This window comes from Solibacillus cecembensis (genome assembly GCF_050272495.1).
Taxonomy (GTDB): Bacteria; Bacillota; Bacilli; order Bacillales_A; family Planococcaceae; genus Solibacillus; species Solibacillus cecembensis.
The window spans coordinates 48,909-74,385 of the sequence record NZ_JBNNMF010000023.1; the positions used below are offsets into that span (position 1 = coordinate 48,909).

The 25,477-nt window shown below is 36.5% G+C and carries 21 protein-coding genes and 2 pseudogenes; 19 read left to right on the forward strand and 4 right to left on the reverse strand.

What is annotated here, in order from left to right; all coding sequences use genetic code 11:
* Positions 1-26: 26 nt before the first annotated feature.
* The gene (locus ACQKIH_RS17910; protein WP_427768102.1) at positions 27-1,427 is read right to left on the reverse strand and encodes a sigma-54 interaction domain-containing protein; all 1,401 of its coding nucleotides are present in this window, start codon (positions 1,425-1,427) and stop codon (positions 27-29) included.
* Between the two features lie 206 nt (positions 1,428-1,633).
* Between ACQKIH_RS17910 and ACQKIH_RS17915 the strand changes: the two genes are divergently transcribed.
* Genes ACQKIH_RS17915 through ald form a run of 3 tightly spaced genes read left to right on the forward strand, consistent with a single transcriptional unit; the run spans position 1,634 to position 5,559 of the window.
* The gene (locus ACQKIH_RS17915; RefSeq protein ID WP_427768103.1) at positions 1,634-2,944 is read left to right on the forward strand and encodes an aminotransferase family protein; all 1,311 of its coding nucleotides are present in this window, start codon (positions 1,634-1,636) and stop codon (positions 2,942-2,944) included.
* A 16-nt stretch (positions 2,945-2,960) separates the two neighbouring features.
* Positions 2,961-4,388, forward strand: coding sequence for an aldehyde dehydrogenase family protein (locus ACQKIH_RS17920; protein ID WP_427768120.1), 1,428 nt, complete (start codon positions 2,961-2,963; stop codon positions 4,386-4,388).
* A gap of 25 nt (positions 4,389-4,413) precedes the next feature.
* Positions 4,414-5,559, forward strand: coding sequence for an alanine dehydrogenase (gene ald / locus ACQKIH_RS17925; protein ID WP_427768104.1), 1,146 nt, complete (start codon positions 4,414-4,416; stop codon positions 5,557-5,559).
* Between the two features lie 90 nt (positions 5,560-5,649).
* Here the strand turns inward: ald and ACQKIH_RS17930 are convergent, their stop codons facing one another.
* A complete protein-coding gene (locus tag ACQKIH_RS17930) occupies positions 5,650-6,882 on the reverse strand; it encodes a MerR family transcriptional regulator (RefSeq protein ID WP_427768105.1) in 1,233 nt (410 codons plus the stop codon).
* Between the two features lie 185 nt (positions 6,883-7,067).
* On the opposite strand from ACQKIH_RS17930, the gene ACQKIH_RS17935 reads away from it, so the two are divergent.
* The 12 genes and pseudogenes from ACQKIH_RS17935 to ACQKIH_RS17990 all read left to right on the forward strand — a co-directional run bounded on the left by ACQKIH_RS17935 (position 7,068) and on the right by ACQKIH_RS17990 (position 20,801).
* Positions 7,068-8,354 (forward strand): NAD(P)/FAD-dependent oxidoreductase, encoded by a 1,287-nt coding sequence (locus ACQKIH_RS17935; RefSeq protein ID WP_427768106.1) that lies wholly within the window; start codon positions 7,068-7,070, stop codon positions 8,352-8,354.
* Positions 8,355-8,367: 13 nt separating this feature from the next.
* A complete protein-coding gene (locus ACQKIH_RS17940; RefSeq protein WP_427768107.1) occupies positions 8,368-9,840 on the forward strand; it encodes an aldehyde dehydrogenase family protein in 1,473 nt (490 codons plus the stop codon).
* 103 nt (positions 9,841-9,943) lie between these two features.
* Positions 9,944-11,338 carry an MATE family efflux transporter gene (locus ACQKIH_RS17945; protein ID WP_427768121.1) on the forward strand — a complete coding sequence of 465 codons (1,395 nt, stop codon included), beginning with the start codon at positions 9,944-9,946 and terminating at the stop codon, positions 11,336-11,338.
* Between the two features lie 39 nt (positions 11,339-11,377).
* Positions 11,378-11,701 carry a cupin domain-containing protein gene (locus ACQKIH_RS17950; RefSeq protein ID WP_427768108.1) on the forward strand — a complete coding sequence of 108 codons (324 nt, stop codon included), beginning with the start codon at positions 11,378-11,380 and terminating at the stop codon, positions 11,699-11,701.
* 10 nt (positions 11,702-11,711) lie between these two features.
* A pseudogene (locus ACQKIH_RS17955) lies at positions 11,712-12,003 on the forward strand (aldehyde dehydrogenase family protein); the annotation flags it as partial.
* Between the two features lie 144 nt (positions 12,004-12,147).
* Positions 12,148-13,200, forward strand: a complete 1,053-nt coding sequence (locus ACQKIH_RS17960; protein ID WP_057989154.1) for a zinc-dependent alcohol dehydrogenase family protein — start codon at positions 12,148-12,150, stop codon at positions 13,198-13,200.
* Between the two features lie 422 nt (positions 13,201-13,622).
* A complete protein-coding gene (locus ACQKIH_RS17965) occupies positions 13,623-15,239 on the forward strand; it encodes an amidohydrolase (protein ID WP_427768109.1) in 1,617 nt (538 codons plus the stop codon).
* A 238-nt stretch (positions 15,240-15,477) separates the two neighbouring features.
* Positions 15,478-17,094: an amidohydrolase gene (locus ACQKIH_RS17970; RefSeq protein ID WP_427768110.1), complete on the forward strand. Its 1,617-nt coding sequence runs from the start codon at positions 15,478-15,480 to the stop codon at positions 17,092-17,094.
* Positions 17,095-17,106: 12 nt separating this feature from the next.
* Entirely contained in the window at positions 17,107-17,970 is an 864-nt protein-coding gene (locus ACQKIH_RS17975) for a nitrilase-related carbon-nitrogen hydrolase (RefSeq protein ID WP_427768111.1), read from the forward strand.
* A gap of 20 nt (positions 17,971-17,990) precedes the next feature.
* Positions 17,991-18,194, forward strand: coding sequence for a DUF3311 domain-containing protein (locus ACQKIH_RS17980; RefSeq protein WP_057989146.1), 204 nt, complete (start codon positions 17,991-17,993; stop codon positions 18,192-18,194).
* A complete protein-coding gene (locus ACQKIH_RS17985; RefSeq protein ID WP_427768112.1) occupies positions 18,191-19,690 on the forward strand; it encodes a sodium:solute symporter family protein in 1,500 nt (499 codons plus the stop codon). The genes ACQKIH_RS17980 and ACQKIH_RS17985 overlap by 4 nt, the downstream gene beginning before the upstream one ends.
* A gap of 901 nt (positions 19,691-20,591) precedes the next feature.
* Positions 20,592-20,801, forward strand: a complete 210-nt coding sequence (locus ACQKIH_RS17990) for a hypothetical protein (RefSeq protein WP_057989142.1) — start codon at positions 20,592-20,594, stop codon at positions 20,799-20,801.
* Between the two features lie 53 nt (positions 20,802-20,854).
* Here the strand turns inward: ACQKIH_RS17990 and ACQKIH_RS17995 are convergent, their stop codons facing one another.
* Positions 20,855-21,094: a hypothetical protein gene (locus ACQKIH_RS17995; protein WP_427768113.1), complete on the reverse strand. Its 240-nt coding sequence runs from the start codon at positions 21,092-21,094 to the stop codon at positions 20,855-20,857.
* Between the two features lie 328 nt (positions 21,095-21,422).
* A pseudogene (locus ACQKIH_RS18000) lies at positions 21,423-21,961 on the reverse strand (DUF1572 family protein).
* A 227-nt stretch (positions 21,962-22,188) separates the two neighbouring features.
* On the opposite strand from ACQKIH_RS18000, the gene ACQKIH_RS18005 reads away from it, so the two are divergent.
* The 4 genes from ACQKIH_RS18005 to ACQKIH_RS18020 all read left to right on the forward strand — a co-directional run bounded on the left by ACQKIH_RS18005 (position 22,189) and on the right by ACQKIH_RS18020 (position 25,277).
* Entirely contained in the window at positions 22,189-22,710 is a 522-nt protein-coding gene (locus ACQKIH_RS18005; protein ID WP_427768114.1) for a sigma-70 family RNA polymerase sigma factor, read from the forward strand.
* The gene (locus ACQKIH_RS18010) at positions 22,703-24,088 is read left to right on the forward strand and encodes a DUF4179 domain-containing protein (protein ID WP_427768115.1); all 1,386 of its coding nucleotides are present in this window, start codon (positions 22,703-22,705) and stop codon (positions 24,086-24,088) included. Before ACQKIH_RS18005 ends, ACQKIH_RS18010 begins: the two co-directional genes overlap by 8 nt.
* Positions 24,089-24,473: 385 nt before the next feature.
* A complete protein-coding gene (locus ACQKIH_RS18015; protein WP_427768116.1) occupies positions 24,474-24,836 on the forward strand; it encodes a VOC family protein in 363 nt (120 codons plus the stop codon).
* Positions 24,837-25,046: 210 nt separating this feature from the next.
* Positions 25,047-25,277: a hypothetical protein gene (locus tag ACQKIH_RS18020; RefSeq protein WP_427768117.1), complete on the forward strand. Its 231-nt coding sequence runs from the start codon at positions 25,047-25,049 to the stop codon at positions 25,275-25,277.
* Positions 25,278-25,477 lie beyond the last annotated feature (200 nt).

Below are 25,477 nucleotides of genomic sequence, written 5' to 3' on the forward strand. Positions count from 1 at the left end.
TTAGGTTAGTTTAAATATCAAATGTACTATAATTTATTTTTATATTTTTTTAATTTATAAATAACTGTAGGTTGACTAATGCCTAAATAGGAAGCCATCTCATAAGTTGTTTTGCATTTATTTAAAGCTTTAAGAATGATTTGGCTCTCGATGTCTTCTAACATTTCCTTTAAGTTATAGGTTTCTTCTAATGACTGTTTCATACTAATGGGAGCAAAATCAATCTCCATTTGTAAGATATCTTTAAAATTGGCCGGCAAATGAGTAGGGTAGATTACAGTATCTTCAATGGTAAGAATAAGACGCTCAATCAAATTTTCTAACTCACGTATATTTCCTGGCCAGCTATAGGCAATTAAGACATCATATGTTGATGGATGAATTCTTTTCTTTACATGGTAAGCATGGTTGAATTTTTGGAGACAATCTTGAATCAAATGAGAAATATCTTCTTTTCGTTCTTTTAATGATGGAATTTGCAATGGTATGACATTTAAACGATAGTATAAATCTAAACGAAATCGTCCTTCCTGCATCATTACTTCTAAATCTTGGTTTGTTGCAGTGACTAGTCGGAAATTGATGGCACGTTCCTTTTTTCCACCTATTCGTTTTATTTTTTTTTCTTGTAATACTTTTAAAAGTTTGGCCTGCATAGATAATGGAAGTTCCCCAATTTCATCTAAAAACAATGTACCGCCATCCGCTTGTTCAATTAATCCCTCACTTCCTTGTTTATTAGCTCCGGTAAAAGCTCCAGCTTCATAACCGAAAATTTCAGATTCAAATAGTCCCTCGGGAATCGTACTACAGTTCACCTCAATAAATGGCTCCTTTTGACGATTACTATGGCTATGTAATAGCCGTGCAAATGTACTTTTCCCAACACCGGAAGGACCTAAGAGAAGCACTGTAGCATCAGTCTTTGAAATGTTATAAATTGTTTTTAGAATTTGTTGTGAAGCACTACTCCTAGCAATAATACCATTTTGTTCAAATCCCTTTTCTCGCAAGTCTTCAACTTCTGTTTGATAGCCTTTCACTTTTCTCTCTAATAGCTCATATTGTTGCTGCAATTCAAGTATTTCGGTTTGATCTTGACTGTAACTTACGACGAATAGTAATTCTTCATGTTCATCAAATACGGGGTAACCTGTAGACATGATAACTCGGCCCGTTTTGGTATATTGCATAACGGTTTTTTTAATTTTTTCTTTTAAGATAATAGCGCCTATAGATGGAACTAATAAACCTTTACTTTCAAGGTCATAGATGGAAATCCCTTTATAAGTACCAGGTGACATACCATAGTTCGCCCAATGCTCAGGATTAGAGTGGATAATAATCCCTTCACTATCAATAATCGTAATATTATTATTGGATGTTTCAATAATTTTATTTAAAATTAATTCTTTTATTTGGATCATCTCCCACCAATATTATTAATCTTAATTAATATCTTAATTAAGATTAATAATTAAATCAACCAAATGGAATGAATATTCAAAATTGATTAAAAATTAAATCGATTAACCTCCGAGATGTTAGTAAAACACATTTTAGCAGTTGGCACGTTTATTGCTTATTAATAAGTGTATGGTTTAAAAACATTTAAAAGAGAGGATGTTTGTTTATGACAAGAAATTATTCTATTGAAGAACTTAAAGTGTTTGACCAAAAGCATTTTTTACACCCTACTTCACCAGTAAAGACAGAAAATGGACCGGCATTTATTTTTACAGAAGGAAAAGGTGTCTATCTGTATGATATTACAGGTAAAAAAGTGATTGATGGTATGTCTTCACTTTGGAATGTGAATATCGGCCATGGTAGAACAGAGCTTGGTGACGTAGCGAAGGAACAAATGGATACATTAGCCTTCAGTTCTTGTTTTGCAACGTTTAGTAATGAGCCTGCTATTCTATTAGCAAAAAAGTTAGCAGAATTAGCACCTGGTGATTTAAATACTACATTTTTTACGTCTGGTGGTTCCGAATCCAATGATAGCGCCTATAAATTGGCTCGCCATTATTGGATATTAAAAGGGGAAATTTCTCGGAAGAAAATTATCTCAAGATCTAAATCTTATCACGGGGTCGCAGTCGGTGCTACAAGTGCGACGGGGTTAAAAGCATTTCGTGATTTTACAAATTCGAATGCACCGGATTTTTTATTCGTAGATCATTTCTCGATACAGGCTTTACGTGATTTGATTGAAACGGAAGGTCCCGAAACAATAGCTGCTTTCATCACTGAGCCAGTACAAGGTGCGGGGGGAGTGCATGTTGCACCGGATAATTATTTCAAAGAAATTCGTGAAATTTGTGATGAGTACGGTATTTTGATGATAACTGATGAAGTTATTACGGGGTTTGGTAGAACGGGGAAGTTTTTTGCGATGGAACATTTTAATGTAGTACCCGATATGATGTGCTTTGCAAAAGGCGTTACGAGTGGCTATGCGCAATTAGGTGGTGTAATGATCTCAGAGAAAATACACAAAGAATTTTCTGAGTTATCAGAAGGAACGATATTGCATGGCTACACTTATAGCGGTCATCCAATGGCCTGTGCAGTTGGGTTGAAAAACATTGAAATTATAGAAAAAGATAATTTAGTAGCAAATTCAGAGATTCGTGGTCAAGAGTTATTAGCAGGGTTAAAAGTATTACAAGCGAAGTATCCATTTATTGTAGATGCAAGAGGTTTAGGTTTAATGGCAGGTATAGAAATCGCTAATGAAGGAGGACTACTCGCTCCGCAAATAGTGACAGAGGCAGCAAAACTGGGATTAATATGCCGTTCTGTTGTACTAGATGCTCAAGATATTGTCGTATTTTCACCACCATTATCAATAAGCCAAAAGGAGTTAAGCGATTTATTAGCTATTCTAGAAAAAGCGATTCAAAAAGTAGAGAGTCAGGTGTTGGCAAATGAGTTGTAATACGAAAAGTGAGGTAATGGTGATGAAGAAAAGTTTATTTATCAATGGGGATTGGGTGGAGGCAGCAGAGTATACAGCATTACGCTCCCCCTATAGTGGCGAAGTTATTGCAGAAGTACCGAAGGCAAATGTCGAGGAAGTAGAAGCTGCTTTAGAAGCTGCTGATGCTGCACGTGAAACGATGGCGAATATGCCTTTGTATAAGCGTGCGATTATTCTTGAAAAATTAGCTTCTTTATTAGAAGCACGTGCTGAAGAAGCGGCAGAGCTAATAGCACTAGAAGCTGCTAAGCCTATTTCAACCGCAAAAGTTGAAGTTCAGCGTACAATTCAAACGTATAAATTTGCTGCTGAAGAAGCAAAGCGAATACACGGAGAAACAATTCCTGTAGATGCTGCGCCAGGTGGAGAAGGGCGCATTGCTTATACGGTTCGTGAACCATTAGGCGTCGTGGCAGCTATTACACCTTTTAATTTCCCAATGAATTTGGTAGCGCATAAAGTAGGGCCGGCAATAGCATCTGGTAACACGATTGTCTTAAAACCTGCAAGTCAAACACCATTAACTTCCTATTTTATTGGTGAATTATTAGCAGAGGCAGGATTACCGAAGGGTGCGTTAAATATCGTTACAGGTGCAGGTTCCTTAATCGGTAACAAACTAGTCACGGATAATCGCGTGAAAAAGATTTCTTTCACAGGTAGCCCCGCTGTAGGTATTGGCATACGCAATCAAGCAGGCCTTAAGAAAGTAACGCTTGAATTGGGTTCTAATGCGGCCGTTATTATCGATGAAAATGTGAATATTGATAAATTAATTCCACGTGTCGTATCTGGAGCATTTGCATTCCAAGGGCAGGTATGTATTTCAGTTCAACGAATCTATGTTCACGAAAAAATGTACGATTTGTTTGTAGATAAATTTGTAACAGCTACACAAGAGTTGAAGCTCGGTGATCCACTAGATCCTACAACAGATGTTTCGGCTTTAATTAGTCCACAAGATGTAGAACGAACATTAAGTTGGATTGAAGAAGCAAAAGGGCAAGGGGCAGTTATTGCAACTGGTGGAGAATCTGAAGGGAATATCTTACAACCTACTGTGCTATTAAATGTCAAATCGGAGCAGAAGGTTTCCTGTCAGGAGGTATTCGCACCAATCGTATCTATTATGAAGTTCACATCTATTCAAGAAGCATTTGAGCAAGTAAATGACTCCAAATATGGTTTGCAAGCTGGTATTTATACAGATAATATCCATGTTGCTTTACAGGCAACGCAAAAACTCCATGTAGGTGGTGTCATTGTAAATGATATTCCGACATTCCGTTTAGATCATCTACCATATGGTGGCGTAAAGGAAAGTGGTATGGGAAGAGAAGGCTTGAAGTATGCAATTGAGGAAATGACAGAAATGAAACTTGTAGTGATCAATCAAAACTAATAAAAAATAGGTAGGAGGAAAAATAATGATAATTGGTGTACCTAAAGAAATAAAAAATAATGAAAATCGAGTAGGTATTACTCCAGCAGGTGTTGTGGCTTACAAAAATGGTGGTCATGACGTAATAATTGAATCGAGTGCAGGGCTAGGTAGTGGATTTACAGACCAAGATTATTTAGATGTAGGTGCTCAAATTACTAAATCTGCTAAGGAAGCTTGGGACGTTGAAATGGTAATTAAAGTGAAGGAGCCTATTCAGGAGGAATACAAATATTTTAAAGAGAATCTAATTCTTTACACATACCTACATTTAGCACCAGAGCCAGAATTAACGAAAGCTTTGCTTGAAAGTAAAGTTACTGGAATTGCTTATGAAACAATTCAATTAGATACAGGTGCATTACCGTTGTTAACGCCAATGAGTGAAGTTGCAGGTCGCATGTCTGTACAAATTGGTGCACAGTTTTTAGAAAATTCCAAAGGAGGCAAAGGCGTTCTCTTAGGCGGTATTCCTGGTGTTGGATCTGGAAATGTAGTAATTGTAGGTGCTGGAGTTGTTGGAACGAATGCAGCCAAAATGGCAGTGGGATTAGGCGCAAACGTAACGATGTTAGACGTTAATATGACACGCTTAAGTCAAATCGATGATATGTTCCAAGGACGTGTTCGTACACTTGCATCAAATGCCTACAATATCGCTGAAGCAGTGAAAACAGCAGATTTGTTAATTGGTGCTGTGCTAATTCCAGGCTCACGCGCACCACAATTAGTTTCAAAAGAAATGATTCAAACGATGCAAGAGGGGTCTGTTGTAGTTGATGTAGCGGTAGATCAAGGGGGTTCTATTGAAACAATTGATCGAATTACTACTCATAGTAATCCAACTTATGAAGTATACGGTGTTGTGCATTACGCAGTTGCGAATATGCCAGGTGCTGTCGCGCGTACCTCAACAATGGGCTTGTCAAATGTAACGGTTCCATACGGTTTGCAAATAGCTAATAAAGGCTATCGCCAAGCTGCTTTAGATAATCCTGTTTTAGCGAAGGGGATTAACGTAGTAAATGGCAAAATAGTATATAAAGCGGTAGCTGATGCACATGGATTACCATATACGGATCTTCAAGTAGAATTAGCAGCATATTCAACGCCGGTGTTAGCAGTTAAATAGAATAAGTGAAAAAATGTTAATTGAAATGAAAAGAAGGTGAAAGTTGGTAGGAAAAGTAATCTACCAGGCTTTCACCTTCTTTTTTATCTTCTATACTACCGAACTGGCTAAATACATGAACATGTGGAACTTTTCATCTTTAATATGATAATCAAAAAAAGGTCCAGGGTCTGTACAATAACCGATCTTTTCGTTTTGTGTTATTTGAAATCCATTAACTAATAAATTTTCTTCTAAGTAATGTGGATATAAAATGTGTTGGTGAGAATCTGGATATATGGATGAAATATTTCTCAATGATTTGGACGAACTGTCATAATAAGAGTACCCTCCAACGATGATTGAATCGCTGTGGAAGCGGTTTTTTAGAATTTGTATAGGAAACTGCGGATTGAGTAATGAAAAATCATTTGTTGTAAGACTGTCCACAAAAACATCGATACTATGAGGTTTTAATGGCAGGTTTAAATCGGAATTCAAAATATAAAGTACGTTAAGTAAAGGATTGATATCTTCAATCCTTTTTCTAACCTTCTTGAGCATCTCAAGTGAGTAGCCGCTGAATACATAGGATGCACTCAAGTCAAAATTATCACTGTATTTGGGTAGGGTCACAAAAGCATCAATGTTGGTTTCTACAATTAATTTGTTTTTCAAAACTATATTTTGTAGTGCTTTTTGAAGCCAAAGGTTACTTTTTTCAAACAAATTTATCATACCGTGATTCATCTCTTTAATTGTTTGTATGTCGTAAAAATAGGACGGATATGGAGAAATCTCATACAAGTTCGCGGTGATGATAATACCATCCTCAATAACTGCTTCGTAACCACAAGTACAAGTTAAACATCCTTTTTGAATGGCATTATTATTAATCGACACATCTCTCATTTCAAGTGGGATGTGACACATTGGACAATAGAGGATATTTACAAAGGCTAGTGGGACTCCGGTTGAATTTTCCCTTTCGGATGCGGAATAACTGGCATGAGCTGATTTTTCAATTAATTGGATTGCCCTGGATAATTCACTTTTTTTCTGGATTAGCTGATTTTTTTTATCAAGTAGCAAGGTGTTATAGTAGTCGATATCTTCAGGGTCCATGAAATTTGTCACACGTTGATACGATAGAATTTGTTGTATTTCTTGAAGTGAAAAATGGAGTTTTTTTAGTTTGGAAATAAAAGCCATATCATCGTGGCTCGATTGATTCATTTGATACTGGGTGTTTTTTTTGTCCGGAAGTAACAAACCAAGTTCGATGTAATAACGAACAGTATCGTTTGATACATCGAAAAGCTTAGCGAATGTACCGATTTTCATAGATTTCCCCCCAATAAAAAAAGTGGAGTTACTCCATTTTTTTTTTGAAATATGTCTAAAAAGTGAACAAAAGACTATTGACCTCGAGTTAGCTCCGAATATTATGATAGATCCAACGAGCCTCAATAGTCAGAATAGTTAAAATTAATATACCATATCAGCCAACAAAGGAGAAGAGATACTATATGGATAAAATGGATCGAATGGATACGCTTTCATTGTGGAAAGCGACTGAAAACAGCTATAAAAATGAAAAGTCCCTTGAAGAAAATCTAGAGGCAGATGTTGTCATTATTGGTGCAGGATTTACAGGACTTTCTTCTGCATATCATTTACAAAAATTGGGTAGAAGTGTTGTTGTCCTTGAACAAGAATCGATTGGATATGGTGCTAGCGGTCGTAATGGTGGAATGGTATTACCGGGCTATAAACCAACAATGCAGGAGCTTTCTAAAAAATATGGACCTGTTGAAGCGAAACAACTAAATGATCTTTCATTGCTTAGTGTTGAACTAGTCAAAGAAATTATTGAAGAGCATCAAATTAACTGTGATTTCAGAAAGACGGGTCATATTGTAACAGCTTTCAAGGCGAAACACTTTGAAGGATTGAAAGCTGAAAGCGAATACTTAAATGAAACTTTCGGATATGAATCAACTGTACTTGATAAAAGTCAGCTATATAAAGAGATTGATTCTCCGATTTACCATGGTTGCTTAGTTGACAATTCGAGTTACTCATTCCATCCGTTGAACTATGCAATTGGTTTGGCAGAAGCTGCTAAATCAATTGATGCGAAAATCTTTGAGCATTCGAAAGCATTGTCAATTGAATATGGTCAATCAAGTGTGAAAGTAGTAACAGAAAAAGGGGTTGTTACTGCGAGGGATATTATCGTGGCTACAGATGGCTACTCCGGAAAAATCATCAATGAGTTAAACAAAGGTGTACTCCCTGTGTCTGCACGTATTATTGCTACAGAACAGCTGCCAGAAACCCTGTTGAATACCATCATCCCTAAAGATCGTATGGTTTTTGATACAAGTAATTTCCTATATTATTTCCGTCGTACACCTGATAATCGAATGATTTTTGGAGGGGGGGATATCCGACCAAACTTAGGAGATAGCGTCTACCAAAGTGTTTATAAAGCTATGGTTACAACTATGCCAAAATTGGCTGGAAGCAAGATCGATTACCAATGGGGTGGATTTATTGGAGTAACTATGGACACTTTTCCAGTGATAGGTAGATCTAAAGAAGGTGCTTATTTCGCAACAGGTTATTCTGGACATGGCGCATCGCTGACCACTTTGTTCGGTAAGTTATTGGCTCAATGGATTGTTACGGGAGATGCAGGAGGATATCGTTTTGAAAAGGAACGCTTAAAAACAATCCCATTTTATAATCAGAAAACGATGTTGGTAAACCTCGCGCATATTGGATTCAAAGTACTAGATAAAATTAGATAAGGGAGAGATACGAATGAGAATTAACATGTTTATTGATGGGGAATGGAGAGATTCGTTAGCAGGTGGAAGAAAAGAAATTTTAAATCCAGCAACTGGAGAGGTGATGGCTTCGGCTGTTAGTGGAACAGTAGAAGATACAAAATTAGCAATCAAGGCAGCTCGTGGAGCGTTTGATAGCGGCATCTGGTCAAATTTATCAGTAGAGGAAAGAGCAAATTATCTTTATAAGATAGCCGATCGTCTTGAAGAAAAGGCGGCAGAAATAGCACTTTTGGAAACGGAAAATAACGGTAAGGTTATTCGTGCAACGACAAATGTGGATATCCCTGCTACTATTCAAATCTTCCGCTATTATGCAGACCAGATCAAACTTATTAAAGAGGAATCCTATACCCGCGCGGATTCTTCGGAAACGATTATTATTCAGGAACCGATAGGTGTTTGTGGTTTAATTATCCCATGGAACTTTCCACTGATGATAGCTGCTCAGTCTATTGCGCCGGCCCTTGCTGCAGGAAATACAGTTGTACTTAAGCCTGCTGAAGTTACTCCTGTAAGCGTATACAAATTGTTTGAAATTTTTGAAGAGGTCGGTCTTCCAGCAGGTGTGGCCAACTTGATTTTAGGACCTGGATCCAAAATGGGGAATGAGCTTGCTGAAAGTTTTGAAGTTGACCAGGTGACTTTGACCGGCGGCACGCAAGCGGGACAAAGTATATTGCGAGCAGCTGCTGGCAACATGAAAAATGTCACGCTTGAACTGGGGGGGAAATCACCACTCATAGTATTTGACGATGTGGATTTTGAAACGGCAGTCGATAATGCATTGTTTGGCATTTTCCACAATGCAGGTCAAGTTTGTACAGCCGCCTCTCGTTTACTAGTACATGAGACTATTTACGATCGATTTGTAGAGAGGTTGTCAGAACGTGCAAACAAAATTGTCGTTGGTAATGGGGAAAGTGAGGCCATTGAAATGGGGGCACTTATAAGTGAGTCCCATATGAATGAGGTTTTACATTACATTAAAGTTGGAATTGAAGAAGGCGCAAGATTAGTATGCGGTGGTAATCGCATAACAGAAAATGGGCTTGATAAAGGTTTTTTTGTCGCTCCAACGATCTTTGCAGATGTAAATTCGAACATGCGTATTGTTAAGGAAGAAATTTTTGGTCCAGTTCTTGTTGTAGAGAAATTTAAAGATGAGGAAGAGGCAGTCCGAAAAGCGAATGATTCCATTTATGGATTAGCGGCTGCTGTATTTACTGAAGATATGGATCGCGCAAGACGTGTGGTTAGTAAATTACGAGCAGGAATTACCTGGATAAACGCGTATCATTTAGCTTATATTGATAGCCCTTGGGGAGGGTATAAGCAAAGTGGAATTGGCAGATCATTGGGTACTGCTGGACTGGAACACTTTATGGAATTGAAGCAGATTAATATTCATCAGAAAGCTAATCTTGTAGGTTGGTATGAAAATTAGAGTTAACTTGCTAATAAAATTGAATAAATAGGAGGATATGCCTGTGGGGGATAAAGAGAATCGTCCATCTCTAACGAGTGATCAAGGAGAAGCATTAAATAACTTGGAGAAGAATTCAATACTTGGAACAAAAAGTATCCCTTCATTGTATTTTCGGTTTGCTTTAGCAGGAATTATGGCTAACTTGATTCTAGGAGTTTTTGCCCTTATTGATGGCCATTTCGTCGGCTATTTTTCGGTTTTAGAAATTGAAGGAATCGGAATTGGTTTCACAGTCATGGTTATTACTCGTATGGTAGGGATTCTTTTCGGAGTAGGAGCTGGAGCAGTTATTGCTCTCCGACTAGGTAAAGGGAAGGTAGAAGAAGGTAGATCAATAATGGGTCAAACCCTATGGTTCACACTATTCGTTTCTACTTTGATAGCTGTATTAGGATTGATCTTTGAAAAAGAATTGATGTTATTATTTGGTGCGAGCAGTGAGTCTCTCCCTTATGCGATAGAGTACAGCCGTCTATTATGGATTTCACTGCCATTAACGATATTAGCTGTTGTACTTAGTATATTAACTACTATCGATGAAAAACCTATATTATCCATGAACAGTTGGTTAGTGGCCGCTGTTGTTGCCGTAGTTGTAGAATGGCTGATGGTCACGAAATTTGACATGGGAATGATGGGGTCATCATGGGGTAACACAATTGCTCAATCAATTCCTGCTCTACTAATATTTTATTTTTGGTTTGGTAAAACAATGCTGAAGCCAAAAATGAAAGATATTAAGATTCAACTCAAAAAAATCGGTGAAGTGGCTTGGACGGGATTTGCCTCTTTCTCGGGTTTAGTTATGATGTTTTTTGCCATAATTTTCATGAATAATTTACTTCAAGAACACGGTGGTGGGTTGCATGTAGCCGCTTTCACCATTCAAAACGGCTATATTACAAACCTGCTTGCCTTGGCAGCGCTCGGTGGAATGACAGGACTTCAACCAATCATTAGTTATAATTACGGTGCTGGTAATTTTGATCGTGTTAAAGAGGCCATCAAGTTCGGACTGATTTTTACGACAATATTCTTTGTCATTTCTACTGCTATGCTCATCATTTTTGCGGATCCAATAGTGATGTTTTTCGCCGGCGGAGATCCAGAATTACATCAACTAGGTGTTTGGACAACTATCGTCTTTAATTTATTGTTTACATTTAATGCAATTAGTCTACTTATTTCTGGCTATTACGAAGCACAGGAGCGAAACTGGACAGCAACATTTATTATTGTAAGTAAAATGATAGTGTTTGCGTTCCCGTTAATGTTTATCTTACCGAAATTCTTGGGTGTTGAAGGTATCTGGTATTCATTTACTATTGCGGAAATTCCTGGAGTTCTTATCGCTCTTTATTTTATTAAAAAGGAATTTAAATATTTAAATGAAAAGAGTGCGAATAAGGAGTTCAACTATTTAAATGAAATGACTACGAAGAAGCTAAGTTTATAGAACTCTGCTAATCTATCAAATGAAAGAGAGATGTTAATAATGTTTTTTGCGAGAGAAGTAACAGATGAAGAAGCTAAACAACTAAGTGTTGATACGTGGGAACCATGGATAGGTGAAACAGATAAAGGGATGTGGCACCTAGAAGACCACGAGATTTTCTATGTAACAGATGGAGAAGTGTTCATTACAGTTGACGGAAAAAAATATCATCTTACGAAGGGATGGGTAGCTTCTTTAGCTAAAGATCTTGTCTGTGAATGGGATTGTCCTGTCCTTGTAAAAAAGAATTTTATATTAAACTCTAAAATCGATTTAAAATTGATATTGGAAGGTTCCCATGGAAGTAACAAACGTGGAAGCTGAAATTGTATTTGTAATGCGAATTGTTAAGGAAGAGATTTTTGGTCGTGTCCTTGTTGTAGAGAAGTTTAAAGATGAGGAAGATACCAACCAAAAAGCGAAGGATTCCATTTATGAATTAGCTGGTGCTGTATTTACTGAAGATATGGAACGAGTAAAACGTGTCATTAGTAAATTGCGTGCGGGAATTACTTGGTTTAAAAGTTATCACCTCGCTTATGTTGAAGGTCCGAGGATATAAGTAAAGCGGAATCGGCCGAGCTTTAGGTGTTGTTGGGCTGGAACACTTTATGGAAACGAAGTAAATCAATATCCACGAGCATGCTAAGCCTGTAGGTTGGTATTCGAACTAATGAAGTTGGGAAAGTCATTATGAAAGAAGATGTAAGCTCACAATTGTAATTATCTGAATTATTAAAATAACTAAAAAATTAAAGGTGGGGATTTTAATGAAAGCACTTGTCCTAGAAGAACTCGGCAAGCCATTAGTTGTAAGAAATATGCCAGATCCAACCAATACAGCAAATGGAGTAATTATTCGCGTTGAAGCTAACGGAGTTTGCAGAAGTGATTGGCACACCTGGTTAGGACATTGGAATTGGCTCGGAGGCGAAACTCCTCTTCCTCATATAATGGGACACGAATTTTGTGGGGTCATAGAAGATGTCGGGAAAGATGTTACAAGGTTCAAGAAAGGTGACAGAGTGACGGTTCCATTTACTCAAGGTGATGGCACATGTCCAATGTGTCAAGCTGGACACCATAATGTTTGCGATAACATTACGTTACCTGGAATCACGATGTGGGGTGGATACGGAAAATTTGTTCATATCCCTAATGCGGATACCAATCTAGTAATTTTACCAGAAAGTATGGACTTTGTAGAGGCAGCAAGTATAGGATGTCGATTTATGACGGCATTTCACGGGGTTGCTGACCAAGCACAAGTAAGACCGGGGGAATGGGTTGCTGTGCATGGTTGTGGGGGAGTTGGCCTATCTGCAATTCAAATAATTACAGCCTTAGGAGCACACGCTATAGCAGTTGATATTAGTGATGAAAAATTAGCGTTTGCAAAGAAATTAGGTGCTGTAGCCACAGTCAATTCAAAAAAAGAAAATGCTGCAGAATTGATTAAAGAATTAACAAAAGGCGGGGCACACGTGTCAGTGGATGCTCTTGGAATAACTGAAACTTGTCAATCATCTATAAATAGTTTAGCTAAAAGAGGACGCCATTTACAAATAGGATTAACGACTAGTAATGAAAAAGGAATGATTCCCGTTCCTATTGATCAAATTGTCGTTAATGAAATACAGATTGTGGGCTCTTATGGTATGCAAGCACCAAAGCTACCTCAAATGTTAAGAATGATTGAAAATGGCATTTTAAGACCTAAAGATTTAGTAACTCAAACAATATCTATAGAAGAAGCTGGAAGTGTAATTGAATCTATGGGGACGTATGCTAATATGGGCGTTACCGTTGTTAATAAGTGGTAAACTTAAAAGCGATTTATCTCAACGTCGATTACCCTTGAGGTAGAAAAAGCTTTACATGAGATATTTTGGACAAGGCGATACAAGCCATCCACCTGGTGATACCTGGTGAAAATTTCACAGAATACTAGCAAAAAGTTCCCAGCACTTTCTTTTATTAGGGCTAGGGAACGCTGAAAAGGAGATTGTTTATTTTCACTATCTAAGCATTTTCCGCTGATACAGAATCTACATTTGCTTTCCCAAGTGACAAGGATTAATATAGCCAAACTATAACCAATACTATCTATTTCAAACATCAAGAAATAGATAGTATTTTTTCTTAATCTACATTTAAGAGGCATCTCTATTTAACATTATGTATATTTCAAATAATGATAAATAATAATAAATTTAGAGTAATTATAAGATGGGGAGGAATATAAATGAATGCTACTGTTGTATTTTTAAATGGGGAAGTCATTACAGTTGATAATAATGACGCGGTGAAACAAGCAATTGCGATTTCGGGGAACAAAATAATAGCAGTTGGTTCTACTGTAGAAATTGAACAGTTAATCGACTCGAACACAAAAGTAATAGACTTAAATGGAAAAACATTAATGCCTGGATTAATAGATGCACATTTACATTTAGTACCATACGGGGTAAATCAACTCAGTATTAGTTGTAAAGATCCTGCTATTCTATCAATTGAAGATTTACTGACAGCCATTTCAGAACGAGTGAAAACAACTTCTAAAGGCAATTGGATTCGCGCTTGGGGTTATAATGAAAAATCTATTAAAGAACAACGCTATCCAACTTTACAAGAGCTAGATGCTATCTCTACAGATCACCCAATAATTATAAATCGTACTTGTGGACACATAGGGATAGCGAATAGCGCTGCATTAAAATTAGCCAAAATTGATGAACACACACCCAATCCTCAAGGTGGCATTATTGAAAAAGATTCTTTGGGAAGATTAACAGGCCGTCTCATGGAAAATTCTTTTATGCGATTTAATGAATTTGCTCGTTATACGCCTGAGGAATTGGAACAAGCGATGCAAATTGCACAGCAACATTTCATTGAAAAAGGGATAACGAGTATTCACGATGCTGGAACGTTCGATCAAGAAAGCTTTCGCTTGATGCAACTTGCTTCTCATCGTAGTGATTTGAAAATTCGAATTTATGCAATGATTGGTACCGTAAATGATTGTAAGCAATTTACGCTAAATATGTTAAAGGCAGGCGTCGTAACCGGAACCGGTAATGACTTCTTTAAAATCGGCCCGGCTAAACTATTCACTGATGGTAGTAGTACCGGCCCTACAATTGCAACGAGAGAAGGGTATACGAGCAATCCAAATGATTGCGGTATTTTATATTATTCTGAAGAAGAATTATATGAAGTACTTGGAGAAGCACATAAACGGGGCTACCAAGTTACCGTACATGCACAGGGCGATAAGGCTATTGAAATGTATTTAAATGTTATTGAACGTGCATTAAAAGAATCACCAAGAGACAATCATAGACACCGTATCGAACATGCGGGCATTTCAACTCCAGATTTACAAGCTCGTATGAAAGAGTTGCAAATGATTCCAATTCCGAACCCGCCTTTCCCATATGAATTTGGGGAAAGCTACCTTCAAGATTATGGAGAGCGAACTAACTTTATGTACCCTGCTAGAGACTTTATTGACCAAGGGGTGATAGCTGCTGCAGGGTCTGATGCACCTGTTACATCATACGATCCTTTTTTAGGAATTCATACATCAGTCAACCGAGAAGTTAAGTCGGGCATCCCGTTCGGACAACAACAACAAATTACACTATTAGAAGCAATTAGGCTATATACGTATAATGCAGCCTATGCAAGTTTTGATGAACAGATAAAAGGTAGCCTAGAAGTAGGTAAGCTAGCGGACTTAATTGTCTTGGACCGTTCAATACTTTCAACGAAATCTTCCAATATTAAAGATATAGGTGTCGAATTAACAATGATTGATGGTGAAGTCGTTTACGAACAGTCATACTCAGTTATTTAGGGAGTCTAAAAGAGTAACCAGTTTCGATAACTTTAAGGTGCAGGTATTAAAAACATTCGAACAAATACCACTTACAAGTGAATATGTTTTATTACCAGAATCTACATTTGCTATTTAAAGTAACAATAATTAATAGCACAAAACTATAATGAAATACTATCTATTTAACACTATATAAATTTGGGATTTTCAGAAATAATAATAAATTTAGAGTAACAAAAATTGAGGAGGAATATAAATGAAGGCTTCTGTTGTGTTTATTAATGGTGAAGTAATAACAGTGGATAAAAATGATTCTGTCAAACAAGCAATTGCGATTTCTGGAAACAAAATAATGGCCGTTGGTTCTACTTCAGAAATTGAACATTTAATTGATTCGAACACGAAAATAATTGCTTTAGATGGAAAAACACTAATGCCAGGGATCATCGATGCACATTTACATTTAGTGCTATACGGGGTATTTCAACTGAATTTTAGCTGTAAAGATCCTGCAATTCAATCCATTGAAGATGTACTGTCATCCTTGGCAGAGCGAGCGAAAACAACTCCTAAAGGCCAATGGATTCGTGCTTGGGGTTATAACGAAACATTAATCAAAGAACAGCGCTACCCGACGCTACAAGAGCTTGATTCCATCTCCAAAGACCACCCAGTCGTTATTACCCGTACGTGTGGACACATTGGGTTAGTGAATAGCTTCGCATTAAAATTAGCGCAAATTGATGAACATACACCGAATCCCCAAGGAGGCATTATTGAAAAAGATTCTTTAGGGCGATTAACAGGACGCCTTATTGAAGGATCTTATATGCGATTTAATGAAGTTGCTCGCTATACGCCTGAAGAATTGGAACAAGCGATGCAAATTGCTCAACAACACTTTTTTGAAAAGGGGATTACGAGCGTTCACGAGGCTGGAACGTTCGATCAAGAAAGTTATCGCTTGATGCAACTTGCTTCCAATCGTGGTGATTTAAAAATTCGAATTTACGCCGTAATTGGAGCCATCAATGATTGTAAGGAATTTACTACAAATATGATGAAGTCGGGCGTCGTAACGGGTACAGGGAATGATTTCTTTAAAGTGGGTCCGGCAAAGCTATTCACGGATGGTAGTAGTACAGGCCCAACTATTGCGACAAGAGAGGGCTATACTAGCGATCCAAATAATAATGGCATTTTGTATTATTCTGAAGAAGAATTATATGAAGTACTTGGGGAAGCACATAAACTGGGCTATCAAGTAACTGTACATGCACAAGGCGACAAGGGCATTGAAATGTATTTAAATGTCATTGAGCGTGCATTAAAAGAGTCACCTAGAGACGATCACAGACATCGTATCGAACATTGTGGGGTAACACCGCCAGATTTACAAGAACGAATCAAGCAATTGCAAATGATTCCGATCCCGAATCCACCTTTCCCATATGAATTTGGAGAAATCTACATTCATAATTATGGTGAACGTACGGATTATATGTACCCAGCACGCGACTTTATTGACCAAGGCATCATATGCGCAGCAGGGTCTGATGCACCTGTGACAACAGTCAACCCATTTATCGGCTTACACACAGCAGTTAACCGAGAAGTGGAAACAGGTACGCCGTTTGGGCAACAACAAAAAACCTCACTTTTAGAAGCGATTAGGCTATATACGTATAATGCAGCCTATGCAAGTTTTGATGAGCAGATAAAAGGTAGCCTAGAAGTAGGTAAGTTAGCAGACTTAATTGTTTTAGACCGTTCAATACTTTCAACAAAATCTTCTAACATTAAAGATATAGGTATCGAATTAACAATGATTGATGGTGAGATCGTTTACGAACAGTCACTTTCAGTTATTTAGGGAGGAATCATAATGGAAGTAACCGTTTCAAGTTGTCAATTTGAAATTAAAAAAGTAAGTAGTTTTGATAATTTTAAAATGCAGGTATTAGCAACATTCGAACAAATACCACTTACAAGTGAATATGTTTTATTACCAGAATTGTTCACTATCGGGCTATTAACTTCACTTCCAGAATACGATTCATATATTGAAAAGGACTTTCAAAACCTCACTAATTTCACACAAAAATATCTTGAGCTATTTCAACAACTAGCTCAAGATCGAAAACAAGTTATTATTGCTGGTACTACATTAGAAATGACAAATGAAGGTGTCTATAATACAGCGTATATTTTCGATTCTCACGGAAATGTAAATTCCCATCGCAAAACGCACATTTTCCCGGCTGAGGCTAATTGGAACACTATAGAAGGAAATCACCTTGAAGTATTTAGTATTGGTCCCATAAAGTTTGGAATCGCCATTTGTTACGAAATTGAAATTCCTGAAATTGCACAAATTTATCAACAAAAAGGGGCAGATATTATTTTCTGCCCTTCCTATACATTTTCAAAGTATGGATATTGGCGCGTTAGGCATTGTGCACAGGCAAGGGCTATTGAAAACCAAGTTTACGTCGTACATTGCCCGACTGTTGGACAGGAGGCAGGTATCATACAAGATGGTTATGGCACAACTTCAATTCTATCTCCCTGTGATGAGCCTTGGACTACTAATGGCGTATTAGCTGAATCTAATCAAGAAGGGACAGCTGTTATTACAACTACATTAGATTTACAAGCATTGTATGAAAATCGTCTTACAGGAGCAGCCACAACAGTAAAAGATCGCAATAGACGAAGTAGCTTATATAATATCGCTACAAAACTATAATTCTGAATTGGAGGGTCTTCATGAAACATATTAAATTGTTGCTTTTTATACCCTTTATCGGTATGGCATTCTGCTTGCCCTGGGCGAACAGGGTTGAACCTTATGTGTTTGGCTTACCATTTATCTTGTTTTGGATTACCCTTTGGATGGTTTTATCGTCTCTTATTCTGCTGATTGTCTACAAGTTAGATCCAGATAATCAAGAAGGAGGAGCAGATTCATGAATATTGCCTTGGTTATTATTTTTTTCTTTGCGGCACTTGCTTTATTTTTAGGGATTCGAGCTACAAAAGGGAAAGAAATGAATGTAAATGAATTTGCAGTAGGTAATAAAGGATTTGGCGCTCTATTTATTTTCTTACTAATCGCTGGGGAAGTATATACGACGTTCACCTTTTTAGGAGGCAGTGGTTGGGCTTATTCCAAAGGAGCTGCTGCTTTCTATGTCCCTGGTTATATTACTTTAGCCTACGTTTTATCCTATTGGTTAATTCCAAAAATATGGCGTTATTCTAAAGAGAATAATATCATCTCACAGCCAAGTTATTTCTCTGCTAAGTATAAGAGCCCTCTTCTAGGTGTAATTGTAGCTTTGTTAGGGACAATTGCTACTATTCCTTATATTGTAATTCAGTTAAAAGGTTTAGGTATTATCGTATCTGAAGCTTCTTATGGTGGCATTAGTCCATTAGTTGCGAGTACTATTGGTGCCATTATTGTTACTATTTATGTTGTCATTTCCGGTATTCATGGATCGGCATGGACAGCCGTTGTCAAAGATATTCTAATCTTAGTAGTAATTGCTTTTTTAGGTCTCTACATCCCTTATCACTACTTCGGTGGTATACAACATATGTTCGAATCCGTTCAAGCTATCAAACCTGAAAGTTTAACTTTACCAAAAGAGGGACTAAGTGTAGTTTGGTTTGCTTCAACGATCATTATAAACGCATTTGGATTCTACTTATTACCTGCATCATTTTCTGTTATTTTATCTGCAGGCAGTGTAAAGGTTTTAAAGAAAAATGCAATCACATTACCTATTTATACATTGCTTTTATTATTTGCCTTTTTCATTGGCTTTGCTGCAATCGTACAAGTTCCTGGCTTACAAGGTGCCGATGGAGACTTATCCCTTTTACGTTTAGCCATGCAAACCTTTGACCCTTGGATAGTTGGTATTGTAGGTGCAGCTGGATTATTAACCGCTTTGGTACCGGCTTCTGTCATGTTGATGTCTTCTTCCGTGGGGTTAATGACAGGAATTTACCGTATAGTAAAACCTAAAGCACCGGATCGCCAACAATTACTAGTATCCAAACTACTTGTGTTTGTAATCATTATTATTGCATATATTTTCACTATCACAGGTGGTGAGGCACTAGCAATACTGAATATTATGTCCTATAGCTTGATTACTCAACTTGTTCCAGCATTATTATTCAGCTTCGTTAACTCTCGCTTTATGAATAAGTATGGGATAATGGCTGGGATTGTTGTAGGAGTGACACTTGTTCTATACAATTCCGTTACAGGAATGAAGTTGGTCAATTTCTTCCCTAATATTCCTAGCTATTTAAATGATATAAATACTGGAATGTTAGCCGTATTTGTTAATTTCATTGTCGCGGTTACCTTTAGCTTAGCAATAAATAGCATAAGAACTGCTAAGAAAAAGTCGACTTCTATGAATGAACCTACTCGATTAATTGAAGATTAAAAATACCGTATTAAAATAATTAGAGACGTCAAAACATTCTTCTTCCGGTCTTCTGAATCAAGTAGACCTTTACTTTCGCCTAGTCAAATGTAAACCTTTACAAAATACAATTCCACTTTTCATTTGCCCTTCTGATTCAAATAAATCTTCACTTCTTAATAAAATGTCACTGAAAACAAAGGGAAATCAAAAAACAAGATCCAAATTAGTATGCAAGCCACAAAAACCGCCCCCTTCCTTCCGACAAACCCCGTAAAAAGGACAGGATTTTACTCGGAAGCACTCTTAGGGGAGGAAAGGGGTCAATTCAGCCCGAATCGCTCCGCTTGTTCGGAATGGATTGACGGCTGATGGCTTTGGTTTGCTCTCACTTTCTTCGAAGTAAAGTCGACCCAATGCAAAAAAAAGTAAAACCGGCGTGGCATCACGGAATTCCGCCAACCACTACCCCAAAACGAACCTGCTCTCATCGCGAGTTGACACAATTATTATGAGACATTATAAAGGCTAATTTAAAGGTGATATTAAGCACCAATAGACTTTACTCTATTGAGATTGTGAAGGTTTAAACTTAAACTAACGGTGCAGGTTAGTTCAAGAAGGAATTTATTCTAAGTTTGTTGAAATAGTCATACTAAAAAAGCTTGTTTAATAGTACACTGCAAAATCCTTACTTTAATAACTCTGATAACCTAAAACTAGTGTTTGGAAAAATAGGAGCAATAGATAAAGATGATGCTTTTATCTTAAATGAATGAAGCTGATCTCAAAAGAGTAAATTTAAAATATGAATAACTGTACTTAAATCAACGAGGTGCTTTTAGTGCCGAAATATCCAATTTTTATCGGGATTTTCGGCACAGTTTGGTGGTTTATATCATTCAAGTTAATTGTGTAAAAGATGTATTTAGATACTGAAAGATTCATATTTAGAATTCGAAATGTAGATGATAATAAAAAGCTTGATTTTGGAGTATTAAAGGAAAATGAAAGTTATGAACGAGTATTTTATGGATTACCAGAAGGGTCATACGTAATTTCTTACTTAGTTGAAGAGGAAGGATTTCCAATGGATATCGCTTTTTCAGAACAGGTTTATATCGGTAAATAAAGGTTATTAAAGCAGGTGGACTGTAGGCTCGAAAATAAAAAAAGGAAATAGACTTAATTGTCTATTTCCTCCTGCAACGCCCGCCAATTTACTTTGTATTTTGCTTTAGGAATACCGTGATATTGCTCATAGCGACACATCCTACAAGAACAGTGGACCTTTCCTTTGCTTAATGATCCACGGACGGGTAGAAACTCGTTTTCCATTTGAAAAACGTTTTTTAAAATGGCCCATTTTTTTTGAATGATTCGCTCTCGATGATGGCGAGTGTAAGATTTCGAACGGTTTTTCATGTACATCAGCTCCCTTGAGAAACCCGAGCTTGCAAGGAACGTCAAGGGATGTTACAGCACTCCCTACAAGCTCGGTATTGAGCTGATATACGGAATTAATCGATTCATTGCATAATTCCTTTCATTATTGATTTGATGATAGTATCACACAAAAGTTCCAACAAACAAATGAGTATTTCGATAGAGATTTTTGTATTGAGGGTCCAAAGGTTAGTTGATAACTAAATATTGAAACATTAATTGACTGAATATTTTAAAAGTATTGCGCGGGAAATAAGCAAAAATATTTGATGTGTTTGAAATGTTATTAAAATTCCTGTTTACTTTATCACTCAGGCTGATGTTTTTTTAGCATCTGCTTCAAATAGGAATCTGACTGACCTATGGGGATACTTAAGCTTTCCCAATTCTCACTTTTATTTGTTTTCCAATATAAACAATTTGCCCAATATGATAAGCATAATGGGCTAATTGTCTTTCAATTGCTTCGATGGCCGAATGAATTTCCCCACGAATCAAAACAGCCTTTAATAAATCTTTTCCTTCTAAGTTATTTAATGCTTCAAAAAGTGTATTCCATCCTAATTCTAAAGTTTCAATCAAATCTGCTTTTGATGTGATGTTATCAACAAACTCCTGTTCCCGATTTCTTTAAGGCTTCTCCCCATCAGAATGGAGGAAATCAGTCCATCTTGACACCATATTCCCGCTTAAATGCGATACAATAACGGCGACACTATTCGATTCCTCATTTAATGCCCAATGAATATCCTCTTCTGCTAGTTGTTCAATTGCCTTATCCCCAAGACTTTTAACGTCCTTGAACCTTTTTTTTATTACCCTCAAATATTCAGTTTCAATGCGCATTTAAATAGTCCCGCCTCAACGAAATAGATGTTATTTTTATCCTTATTTTACCACGAATGATGGATCTTAATCTGCATTCATTGTTATGTAAATGCGATGATAGTGAAATAAAATTCAATTTTCTATAATTATCCTAAAATACAAAAAATTAATTATTTCTACTTTCTAAAAACTTTTTTCGAAGTTGTATGTCTAATTAATAGGGACATATGAAATGGGGTGAAATCTTGAACGAAAAAATATTAGTAAAGAAAGCGATTAAAGGTGAAGAAGAGGCGTTTTTAGCATTAATCCATTCATATGAAGAAGCATTATATCGAACGGCTATTTCGTATTTGAAAAATGAAGGAGATGCACTAGAGGCTATCCAAGAAGTGACATACAGGGCTTATCGAAGTATAAAAACGGTGAAGGAACCAGCCTATTTTAAAACTTGGCTCATCCGAATCATGATGAATTATTGTCACGATGTTATCAAGAAAAGTAAGAGGGAAGTGTTGGAGGAAAGTATACTTACCATGCAAGGAATAACGGAAGATTTAACTTTTTTAGAGGTCGAGGAAGCACTTTTGACATTATCCGATTATGAAAGAGAGTTATTGCATTTAAAATACTTTGAAGATGTAAAAATAAAGGATATTGCCGTTATGTGGAATACCCCTGAAGGTACGATAAAAACACGGCTACATAAAGCATTGCGAGCACTTAGGGCAGGATTTGAAGAGAAAGGAGATGTTAAACGTGTTTGAGGAGGAAAAAAAGAAGTTGGAACAGAGAAAGAAATCAATTTATCAAGTTGATGTATCAAAGGACAAGCTGCATGCTGCCGTACGAAGTGGATTCGAGAAAGCTAAAAAAGAAAAATTGTTAAAAAGAACTAAGTTAATAAAGCGGAGTTCATGGTCAATAGTAGTTGCCGCAATCCTGCTCATTTCGTTTATCACATCTGTCACTGTATCTCCTGCGTTCGCGAACAAGGTTGCATCTATACCAGGGATGGAACGCATAGTTGATCTTATACAACAAGATAGGGGCCTAATCGCTACAGTTGAAAATGACTTTTATCAATCATTGAATCTATCTCAAGAAAAGAACGGGATTACGGTGACCCTTGATGGCGTAATTGCAGACAAAAATGGGATGGTTATTTTTTACTCTGTCCAATCAAAAAAGAAGAACCTACCTTTAGAAATCGAGTATTTGAAGTTAATTGATGAATATTATGGAAGTTTCCCCCTACATGATACTACATTTTGGGGTTCGGGTTCACCAATAATTGAAGAAAAAGTATTTAGCTCCATGATGACACTTGAAACGATAGAAGCACTTGAAATTGAAGGGGATCGTAAAGTGTTTAATAGTAAACTTTTATGGAAAATTGGCTTGAAGAATGGTGATAAAGTTGAGCAGTTCCAAATTCCATTTAAGTTTACAAAGACTGACCTAGCGAGTAAAACAATTGATTTAAATAAGGAAGTTACGATTGAAGGGCAACGAATTATAGTTGAAAAAGTAACAATCAATCCAATTCGTGCAGAAGTTAAATTAAAAATGGATCCGAATAACTCAAAAACGATCTTTTCATTTGATAATTTGAAGTTTACCAATGATATTGGTGATGAATGGATTCTAAATAATACAGGAACTGCGTTTAGAAATTTAGATGGAACGGAATGGACGATTACAATGCAAAGCCCATATTTTAATAAATCTGATAACCTAAAACTAGTGTTTGGAAAAATAGAAGCAATTGATAAAGATGATGCTTTTATCTTAATCGATACTGAATCAAAGAAATTTGTCAAACAACCTGAGAAGTCACTTTTTTCAAATTTAGAAATAGAAAATAACAAGGTTAGCTTTATTATGAATATGGATGGAGACTACAAGCTGCCAGTGTCCTCAAGTTTTTTAGATAGTGAAGGGAAAGAATTTTTTATAAAACATGATTTTACTAATTATCTGCCGGGGAAAAAATATGTAAAAGGAACTTTGATGAAAACTGCTGAAAAGGGTTTAAAACTTGAATTTGAACTCCCGTCAGAAACTATTAAAAACCCATTACGATTCGATTTAAATTATTACCCTACATGGATAGAAGAAGACGTGGAGGTAGAGGTTGAATAGCAGAAAGAGGTTAAGGGCAATTTTTACATTTTTGATTTATAACAAAGAACGGATTTTTGAAAATGCCCTGTATTTAAATTAATGAAGCTGATTTAATAAGAGTAAATTTAGAATATGAATAACTGTACTTAAATTAATGAGATAGTTTTAGTGCCGAAATATCCAATTTATATCGCGATGTTCGGCACAGTTTGGGAGGATATCATTCAAGTTATTTGTGCAGAAACAGAAGATGTATTTAGTTAATGAAATGTTGAATTGTAGTTAATTGTCAGAATTGTATTTGCACCGGGTGCAGGTTATTCACGAAGAAGGAATTGTTGTCAAAACAACGAATTAGTAATTGTAAGAATACATCTTTTTTTTATACTTAGGGGGGATATAAATGATTCTGGGATTACATCATGCACAGATAACTATTCCAAAAGGTGCTGAAGAGGACTGTAAGAATTTTTATTGTAATGTATTAGGATTAGAAGAAATTGAAAAGCCAGTTTCACTTCAAGGCAGAGGGGGATTTTGGTTAAAAGTTGGCGATAAAGAGGTGCATGTGGGAACAGAAGATGGCTTTGATAGATTATCAACAAAAGGCCACTTAGCATATCAGGTTGAAGATGTATCGTATTGGAGAAGTGTATTGGTAGAAAATAATATAAAAATATTGGATTCAGTACCAATTCCCAACTTTGAACGTTTTGAGTTTAGAGATCCTTTTGGAAACAGAGTAGAGTTTATTAAAGAAATTTAAGATTCTTAAGTTATTTAAGTAACAGATGGGTTAGTTTAGTCAACAATTTTTGGACTTTAATCGTTTCAAAATGCCTGGGTGACTCGTAAATTAATTATCAAAAATATATCAAAAGGCTGTTATTCGACCGCCGTTATTTTTATGGTAACGAGTAGTGAGAGGTAAATCCTTCCTTTTGTCGAAATAAGTATAATGAAAGGAAGTGAGTTTATGATTATTATCAAATATCTAAGTAGCAATGGAAATGAAATAGGTGAGCATCATTTTAATTCAGATACTATCAAAGAGGCTGTATCGTATGCAGAACTGCAATTAAAAAGTGCTTTTATTTATACCAAATCTAATAATGATACGGAAATTACTAAATTTGAAAGTAAATACGTTGCTGGATATAAATTAATTGTTACAGAAAAAGCGAAAGTAGCAGCAAGCCCGTCTTAATATGAAGCCTTCCACAATCTGAACTGCTCCCTGTCAAGTAGACAGCGGGAATAATAAAAATTCTTTATGCGGCTTGAGCCCTGTATTCTAAGGGGCTCAAGCCGTTTTAATCTTTCTTGGTAACGTTCGTTATGATAGAACGAAATATATGTATCAATGGCTGCTTCCAACGCGTCATATGTATCATATTTGTTTAAATA

Bases quoted from the DNA above. Each gene is read 5' to 3' on its own strand.
- ACQKIH_RS17910 (WP_427768102.1), bottom strand. From the start codon at position 1,427: ATGATCCAAATAAAAGAATTAATTTTAAATAAAATTATTGAAACATCC.
- ACQKIH_RS17915 (WP_427768103.1), top strand. From the start codon at position 1,634: ATGACAAGAAATTATTCTATTGAAGAACTTAAAGTGTTTGACCAAAAG.
- ACQKIH_RS17920 (WP_427768120.1), top strand. From the start codon at position 2,961: ATGGTGATGAAGAAAAGTTTATTTATCAATGGGGATTGGGTGGAGGCA.
- ald (WP_427768104.1), top strand. From the start codon at position 4,414: ATGATAATTGGTGTACCTAAAGAAATAAAAAATAATGAAAATCGAGTA.
- ACQKIH_RS17930 (WP_427768105.1), bottom strand. From the start codon at position 6,882: ATGAAAATCGGTACATTCGCTAAGCTTTTCGATGTATCAAACGATACT.
- ACQKIH_RS17935 (WP_427768106.1), top strand. From the start codon at position 7,068: ATGGATAAAATGGATCGAATGGATACGCTTTCATTGTGGAAAGCGACT.
- ACQKIH_RS17940 (WP_427768107.1), top strand. From the start codon at position 8,368: ATGAGAATTAACATGTTTATTGATGGGGAATGGAGAGATTCGTTAGCA.
- ACQKIH_RS17950 (WP_427768108.1), top strand. From the start codon at position 11,378: ATGTTTTTTGCGAGAGAAGTAACAGATGAAGAAGCTAAACAACTAAGT.
- ACQKIH_RS17960 (WP_057989154.1), top strand. From the start codon at position 12,148: ATGAAAGCACTTGTCCTAGAAGAACTCGGCAAGCCATTAGTTGTAAGA.
- ACQKIH_RS17965 (WP_427768109.1), top strand. From the start codon at position 13,623: ATGAATGCTACTGTTGTATTTTTAAATGGGGAAGTCATTACAGTTGAT.
- ACQKIH_RS17970 (WP_427768110.1), top strand. From the start codon at position 15,478: ATGAAGGCTTCTGTTGTGTTTATTAATGGTGAAGTAATAACAGTGGAT.
- ACQKIH_RS17975 (WP_427768111.1), top strand. From the start codon at position 17,107: ATGGAAGTAACCGTTTCAAGTTGTCAATTTGAAATTAAAAAAGTAAGT.
- ACQKIH_RS17980 (WP_057989146.1), top strand. From the start codon at position 17,991: ATGAAACATATTAAATTGTTGCTTTTTATACCCTTTATCGGTATGGCA.
- ACQKIH_RS17985 (WP_427768112.1), top strand. From the start codon at position 18,191: ATGAATATTGCCTTGGTTATTATTTTTTTCTTTGCGGCACTTGCTTTA.
- ACQKIH_RS17990 (WP_057989142.1), top strand. From the start codon at position 20,592: ATGTATTTAGATACTGAAAGATTCATATTTAGAATTCGAAATGTAGAT.
- ACQKIH_RS17995 (WP_427768113.1), bottom strand. From the start codon at position 21,094: ATGAAAAACCGTTCGAAATCTTACACTCGCCATCATCGAGAGCGAATC.
- ACQKIH_RS18015 (WP_427768116.1), top strand. From the start codon at position 24,474: ATGATTCTGGGATTACATCATGCACAGATAACTATTCCAAAAGGTGCT.
- ACQKIH_RS18020 (WP_427768117.1), top strand. From the start codon at position 25,047: ATGATTATTATCAAATATCTAAGTAGCAATGGAAATGAAATAGGTGAG.